This window comes from Pantoea sp. USMM079 (assembly GCF_037153115.1).
GTDB lineage: Bacteria > Pseudomonadota > Gammaproteobacteria > Enterobacterales > Enterobacteriaceae > Pantoea > Pantoea communis.
The window spans coordinates 250,621-256,920 of sequence record NZ_JBBCKX010000005.1 but is presented as its reverse complement, the minus strand read 5'-3'; the positions used below and the strand labels follow the sequence as shown (position 1 = coordinate 256,920).

The following is a 6,300-nucleotide window of genomic DNA, read 5'->3' as shown; positions in this document are numbered from 1 at the left end:
CGCTTCGCCTGGGCGTATCCCGGAACTGGTAAAGGACGTAAGTTCGATAGCAGAGATGGTCAGACTACCGGGACGACGGGAGCGCTCGTTCCCAAGGGTGGTGAAAGAGAGGCCCTATAAATATCCGACAGCCAGAAGAAAAAATGCCAGTCAGGCTTAACTGACTGGCATTAGCCCTTAAGGCTGCTTTTTTGCTTTCTGAAGGCCGCTACCCTTTATCACGCTGCGACAGCCACTCGTCACGCGTCAGCTCCCAGGTGCCCGCAGGTAACTCGCCCTCAACAAAAGTTTTGCGATAGGTATCCACTAACCGCATGCCAGTGCGTTCCGAGATGCGACGAGAAGCCAGATTATCCATCGCCTTAGGCACACGCAGACGCGTCTGGTCGAGATGGATAAACCAGAATTCGGTGACTGCTGCGCAGGCTTCACTCATCAATCCCTGCTTCTGCCATTCAGGCACCAACCAGAATCCCCGGTTATCTTCCGGCCCCAGACGTAGTGAGATTAAACCAATCAGACTGTTGGGATCAGATCGATGGCGAAGGCTCCAGTGCCACGCCTGCCCTGCTTTCATTGCAGGCAGCGCCATACCCTCAATATATTGACGGGCGCCATCAGCGGGATAAGGCCAGGGCACAGAACCGATCAGATGCCGCACGATTTCCCAGCGCGGGAAAACCTGCTGTACCTGAATCGCATCTTCGCTTCGCAGCGGTTGCAGCAGTAAACGGGGCGTTTCCAGACGCGGTATTTCCATAACAACCTCCTTGGTTAACCCATTCAGTATTATCGTAAAACGGCCTGAGTGGGAAATCTTCTCGGAAATAATCAGTCAGTTACCGAAAGCAATCAAAGCGGAGCGGGATCACATTTTTCGTCAAATATGACAGCATTTCATCTGATTGAAACAAAACTGTCATACAGTTTAATTACTCTTATCCTTCCTGTTTTTCGATGGACACTTATTATGGTCATCAAAGCTAAAAACCTGCAGGACGCGGAAGAACTCCTGCATTCAGGTATCAGTAAAGTTGAACTGGCTTACGATATCGGCAGCGACGATTTTTTCCGCCTGGCTTCGCGGTGGTGTGACCGCGGTGCGCGTATAACCAAAGGCAACGAGCACTTTGTGGTACAGATCAAAGGCATGTCAATTCCGCCTAATCACTAAACGTGGGTGAGCCGCTTTGGCTTGCTCTTTTCACGGCTGACGGGTAAAAATAGCGTTTTAACCGTCAGCCGTGATGCTTAATGTTTGCTTCTGAAATTCCCCTGGCACTGCCCCCCTCTCCGTTTATTACCGCTGCGGCTATGACAAGTTCTCCGCTCCCTATTGCGTGGTGTGAATTTAATCAGCAGGCATGGCACAGCGATCTGCATCAACACTGGCAGCTCCCGCTACCACTGGCGTTACACAGTGCCGTCACCAAGCGTAAAGCTGAGCATTTAGCCAGTCGCTGGCTGGCACAACAGATGCTGGCGCGCTTCGCTATGCCTGACTTTATCCTGCGTAATGCGCCCGATCGCTCGCCTGTATGGCCGGTGGGGATTCAGGCCTCACTCTCGCATTCGCAGCAAATGGCCGTCATCGCGGCAACGCAGGCGCCCCTGTGTATAGGCGTTGATGTCGAGCAAGTGATGGCAGAACAGACCGCAGAGGAAACGGCGGAGATGCTGATGAGCCGTGCAGAGCGTCAACGGTTAACCGCCGCTGCACTGCCGTTTGCAGCGGCGGCCACTTTGCTTTTTTCACTGAAAGAGAGTGTCTATAAAGCGTTGTGGCCACAGTTGCATCAGCCGATGGATTTTCTGCAAGCGGAGTTGCTGGAGTGGGATTTGACGCAAGGCCGCGCCACGCTCACGTTGACGCAGGACTTTTCACGCGAGTTTAACGCCGGTACTCGCCTGCAGGCGCACTTCTGGCGACGCGGCGACCGCGTTATCACGCTGATCGCTCATCCCCTGAATAACCCATAAAAAAACCGGCTCAGAATCAATCTAAGCCGGTGACAACACAAGACGACAGAAGTGTTCCAGGGAGACAGAGACGAGGAATCTCTGTTGAAACTCACCTTACTCGCCTGGCAACACCTTGCCCAATAAGGCTTTTTGCTAAGCTTTCCCGACAGATGTTAATGGCCAGTGTCGGTGCGCTTCACCGCATCTAGCGTGGCCATCTCACGTTCGTTACCGGTGAGTTCACTCAGCTGGCCTTCGCGCATCTCCAGCAAGCGGTCGGCGTGAATGAAGTAGTGATCATCATGGCTAATAGCAAACACGGTTTTGCCCGACTCCTGCAGCCAGGGCAGCAGTTCGCGGTAGAAGATGCGGCGGAAATGCGGGTCCTGATCGGCAGCCCACTCGTCCAGCAGCAAGATGTCGCGTTCCTCTGCCGCTGCCAGCAGCAACGCCAGTCGCTTGCTTTGCCCTTTAGAGAGCTGCAGATTCAGCACCTTATTGCCTTGCAGCTTCAGTTTATCCTGCATCTTCAGGCGTTCCAGCCACTGCTGCACCAGCCCAGGATTCGCTGGCTGACCGCCGTGACTGATCAGGCGATCAAACAAATGCACATCGGTAAACACCGCTGAGAAGTGTTTGCGGTAAGCATCGAGGTTATGCCAGTCAACCACTTTGCCATCCAGCAGCAAACTGCCCGATTGAGGCTGATAAAGCCCGGTCAGCAACATCGCCAGCGTTGACTTGCCACTGCCGTTACCCCCAATCAGGAACACTAACTCGCCGCGACGCAGCGTCAGATTAATCGGGCCAACCTGGAAACCGTGCTCACCATAATGGAAGCAGACATCACGCAGTTCCAGCGTTTGCCAGTCACTCACCTGCAGCAGTGCTTTGAACTGTGCATCATAAGGTGCGAGATCGAAGGTATTGATTTTGCGGAAGGCGACCTGCGCACTGAGCAAGGTCGGCAAGGCACCCACCGCCGCCAGTAACGGCGTGCGCAGGAACAGCAGCGTCAGTGAATAGGTGGCGGCCACCGCCGTGTTCGCCCAACCCAGACCGTTAGCCATAAAGAACACAATGCCAATCGCGCCCAGCATCATGATATTTGACCAGTTAACCGCGCTGAGATGGAAGGTATCGGCACGAACGATATGATGACGATAGCTTGTGGCGTTTTCCTGATAGACGTTGTCGTAAATCAGTTGAGCGCGCTCGCGGTTGAGCTGTAGCTCTTTGCGTCCTTCAATAATGGTCTGGAAATCACGATAGAGATCGTCTTCGATTTCACGCAGCTTCGCCATGTGTTGATAAACGCGTGACACCAGCAGCCAGCCGCCGACCAGCGTGATCACTAACCACAGCGAGGTGATCAGCAGCATTTTAGGTGACAGCCACGCCAGATAGAGCGCGGAACCCAGGGTAATAATGATGCCCTGAATCAGTTCCGGCAGGCGGACAAAGGCGATGGTGATGGCACGCACATCACTGGTGAGTCCCGCCAGCAGTTGCGCGTTACCTATCTGCTCAATGCGTTCGACGCGTGTATCGAGGATACGTTTGATGAATTCGCCGCGCAGGCGCCAGACAAAGTGATGACCAAGCTGAGTCAACGCCAGTTGCGATCCCAGCGTCACCGCCATCAGCAGAAACAGCTGCCCCAGAAAACTCGGCAGCACAGAAATCGAGGTATTCACCGCGACGATCAGCTCGTTATTGATATAGGCGATTAAGCCGATGCCGAGCGCGGCGCTTAACAGCGTAAGCAGAATGACGCCAATAAAAGGCCAGCGATACTGGCGATAAACCACATGCAGCAATGCCATTAACAGATTCCGGAGGTCAACCAAGCAGCCTGCAGTTTAATGGCGCTCCGGATGATAGCAAGATTAATTCTCATTCACCGCGCCGTTAGTGGGCGCGGCGGAAAGTGAGATTAAAGCGAAAGGCGCCCGCTGCCGGGTGAATACCGGGTTTGAGCGGCAGAATGCCGTGATAACGCAGGCGTGAGGGGCCGCCCCACACCACGATATCACCGTGCTCCAGCAGCACCCGCTGCGTGGCATCACCGCGCTCAAAACCACCAAACTGGAACACCGCTGGCAGGCCTAATGACACCGAAACAATCGGCTGACGCAGATCCTTCTCGTCTTTATCCTGATGCAGCGTGAGTTTGGCACCGGGTTCGTAGCGGTTGATTAAGCAGGCATCCGGGTTAAAGCCGGGGAATCCCGCTTCCTGCGCAGTTTGTTGCGCCAGCGTGCGAAACAGCCCAGGCATCGGCGGCCATTTGTGCCCACTGGCATTATCCTGCTCCGTGTATTGGTAGCCGCGCGAATCCGTTGACCAGCCTAAGTCGCCACAGTTGGTCATTGCCACCGACATGCGATGCCCGCCCGGCGTGATGCGGTGAGCAAAGGGATTTTGCCCGGCAATCTCCTGTATCGCCGCCAGCAATGCGTCCGCTTCATCGCGCGCGCGGCGCCGTAAAATCACCGCGCCTTCCGCTAACGGTTCCTGCCAGGGTGCTTCTTCACTAAACAGATCCAACATCTGCGCCTCCTGCCGTTATTTGCTTTCCTGATCGATCAGGAAGGATTTGAACTGGGGTGACATCCAGTGCCTAAAGCCGTCACCCTGCTTGCTGATCAGATAAACCGCCAAATGTTCCTTGATTGCCAACGCTTGTGCCCGTTCGCTGCCCAGCACCATCAACCCGGTATCCCAGCCATCGGCTTCTAGCGCGGTAGTCGCAATCACGGTGGCCGACACCAGTTTATGTTCGATGGGGCGTCCGGTCGCGGGATCGATCACGTGCGAAATGCGTTTGCCGTCCAGTTCATAATAGTTGCGATAGCTGCCTGAGGTGCTGATTCCGTGCCCCTGTAAGTCAACGCGCGCTTCGACGGCGTTTTCACGATCGGTGGGTTTCTGGATCGCCACACGCCAGGGTTGATTGCTTGCATTCTGCCCACGGGTTAGTACTGCGCCCCCCACCGACACCAGATAGTCGGTAATGCCCTGCTGCTCCATCAATCGTGCCAGATGATCGGTGGCATATCCCTCCCCCATGGTCGAAAGATCGACATCCAGCGCGGGCAGATCTTTCTGCAACCACTGCCCCTCCACGCTCTGGATCACATGCAAATGTTGTAAGCCGGTTTGCGCTTTCGCTGCGTCAATCTGCGCCTGGCTCGGGGTGTGCGCAGGCTGTTTCGTGGGCCCGAACCCCCACAAATTGACCAGCGGGCCGACGGTGATATCCATCGCACCCTCGGTTTTATGACCGATGCGCAGGGCTTTAACCACGATATCCGCCATATCCGCGCTCACCGGCTGCGGCTGATCACCCTGATACTGGTTGAAGCGCGACAAAACTGAATCCTGCTTCCAGGTGGAGAGTTCATGATCATCACGATCAAGCTGCTGCTGAATAGCCTGCTGCAAAGCGGCCTGCCGTTGGGGATCGACGCCCGCCAGGCTGACGCGCCACTGGGTGCCCATGGTTTTCCCTTCCAGCACCAGTGCGCTACGGGAGGCCTGCTGGTCGCAGCCGAACAACGCGCTGGTCATAACACCAATTAGCAGAATATTCTTAATACTCATCACTTCCTCATCTGTAACTCATTAATTCATCCTGTTTCAAAGCATAAACCGCTTGTAAAACAGGCTAAAGCTGCTTGATGTTCATACCTGACTTGCACAGCATTGAGCGTTCAAGCCCCCCAACCGCACAGGAGCGACAGATGATTTTTATGATTCTCGCTGTATCCGCCGTTCTGTTCATCTTCGGGACTTTCCGCTGCTGGCAACACTATCGCCATCGCCTGATTCAGCATTACCCCTCGCGCAAACGTTAAATTTTTGCACCATGGATTAATGATATGCACCGCTTCAGCGCTGCCGGAGTGTAGCAAATCAGATTGAGGCCGCGTGGCGCTGAGAGCGGTGACCTGGCATGAATTCTGCACCGTTGAGAGTGAGTTGAACATCAGCGAGGTGCAAAATGGATAAGACAAAAACCCAACAAACCTGGCAACACTGGTTGCGCTTCTCCGCGTTTACGCTGGCAGGCGTCGCAATGGAAGGCAGCACACCCACGCCCCATACGTCGGGAGTGCCCGCGCCAAAAGCCAAAAAATGGCGCCCTGTATCGTAATCTCATCACTCCGCTCGCCCAGGCCCGGATGGTCATCCGGGCGTCTTCCTGCCTTACAGTGAAACAAAGACTCTTCTGCCGCTATCGGTCAGCCGTTAAAAAAGAAAATCCCTGAGAAGTTGCCAGCATAAAGGCAGTTTAAGGCTGCACAGATGATGTTGCTGGTCGACGGTGCCATT

General features: G+C 54.8%; 7 protein-coding genes and 1 pseudogene. 4 read left to right on the top strand and 4 right to left on the bottom strand.

What is annotated here, in order from left to right; genetic code table 11:
- Nucleotides 1–160: pseudogene (locus WFP70_RS10870) on the top strand (IS4 family transposase); the annotation flags it as partial.
- Nucleotides 161–208: 48 nt separating this feature from the next.
- On the opposite strand, the gene WFP70_RS10865 reads toward WFP70_RS10870, so the two are convergent.
- Nucleotides 209–760, bottom strand: coding sequence for a GNAT family N-acetyltransferase (locus WFP70_RS10865; RefSeq protein ID WP_337023284.1), 552 nt, complete (start codon nucleotides 758–760; stop codon nucleotides 209–211).
- A 210-nt stretch (nucleotides 761–970) separates the two neighbouring features.
- Between WFP70_RS10865 and WFP70_RS10860 the strand changes: the two genes are divergently transcribed.
- Together WFP70_RS10860 and WFP70_RS10855 are read left to right on the top strand one after the other, a co-directional pair.
- Nucleotides 971–1,174 carry a hypothetical protein gene (locus WFP70_RS10860; protein ID WP_034824993.1) on the top strand — a complete coding sequence of 68 codons (204 nt, stop codon included), beginning with the start codon at nucleotides 971–973 and terminating at the stop codon, nucleotides 1,172–1,174.
- Nucleotides 1,175–1,254: 80 nt separating this feature from the next.
- Nucleotides 1,255–1,980, top strand: coding sequence for a 4'-phosphopantetheinyl transferase family protein (locus WFP70_RS10855; RefSeq protein WP_337023285.1), 726 nt, complete (start codon nucleotides 1,255–1,257; stop codon nucleotides 1,978–1,980).
- Between the two features lie 155 nt (nucleotides 1,981–2,135).
- Here WFP70_RS10855 and WFP70_RS10850 read toward each other — a convergent pair whose 3' ends face one another.
- From WFP70_RS10850 to apbE, 3 genes are all read right to left on the bottom strand, one after another.
- The gene (locus tag WFP70_RS10850) at nucleotides 2,136–3,788 is read right to left on the bottom strand and encodes a multidrug ABC transporter permease/ATP-binding protein (RefSeq protein ID WP_337023286.1); all 1,653 of its coding nucleotides are present in this window, start codon (nucleotides 3,786–3,788) and stop codon (nucleotides 2,136–2,138) included.
- Between the two features lie 85 nt (nucleotides 3,789–3,873).
- On the bottom strand, nucleotides 3,874–4,515 hold the full coding sequence (gene alkB, locus WFP70_RS10845) for a DNA oxidative demethylase AlkB (protein WP_337023287.1): 642 nt from the start codon (nucleotides 4,513–4,515) through the stop codon (nucleotides 3,874–3,876).
- A 15-nt stretch (nucleotides 4,516–4,530) separates the two neighbouring features.
- The gene (gene apbE, locus WFP70_RS10840; protein ID WP_337023288.1) at nucleotides 4,531–5,568 is read right to left on the bottom strand and encodes an FAD:protein FMN transferase ApbE; all 1,038 of its coding nucleotides are present in this window, start codon (nucleotides 5,566–5,568) and stop codon (nucleotides 4,531–4,533) included.
- A 400-nt stretch (nucleotides 5,569–5,968) separates the two neighbouring features.
- On the opposite strand from apbE, the gene WFP70_RS10830 reads away from it, so the two are divergent.
- Entirely contained in the window at nucleotides 5,969–6,121 is a 153-nt protein-coding gene (locus WFP70_RS10830; protein ID WP_166934724.1) for a hypothetical protein, read from the top strand.
- The last annotated feature ends 179 nt before the right edge of the window (nucleotides 6,122–6,300 follow it).

Bases quoted from the DNA above. Each gene is read 5' to 3' on its own strand.
- WFP70_RS10865 (WP_337023284.1), bottom strand. From the start codon at position 760: ATGGAAATACCGCGTCTGGAAACGCCCCGTTTACTGCTGCAACCGCTG.
- alkB (WP_337023287.1), bottom strand. From the start codon at position 4,515: ATGTTGGATCTGTTTAGTGAAGAAGCACCCTGGCAGGAACCGTTAGCG.
- WFP70_RS10855 (WP_337023285.1), top strand. From the start codon at position 1,255: ATGTTTGCTTCTGAAATTCCCCTGGCACTGCCCCCCTCTCCGTTTATT.
- WFP70_RS10860 (WP_034824993.1), top strand. From the start codon at position 971: ATGGTCATCAAAGCTAAAAACCTGCAGGACGCGGAAGAACTCCTGCAT.
- WFP70_RS10830 (WP_166934724.1), top strand. From the start codon at position 5,969: ATGGATAAGACAAAAACCCAACAAACCTGGCAACACTGGTTGCGCTTC.
- apbE (WP_337023288.1), bottom strand. From the start codon at position 5,568: ATGAGTATTAAGAATATTCTGCTAATTGGTGTTATGACCAGCGCGTTG.
- WFP70_RS10850 (WP_337023286.1), bottom strand. From the start codon at position 3,788: ATGGCATTGCTGCATGTGGTTTATCGCCAGTATCGCTGGCCTTTTATT.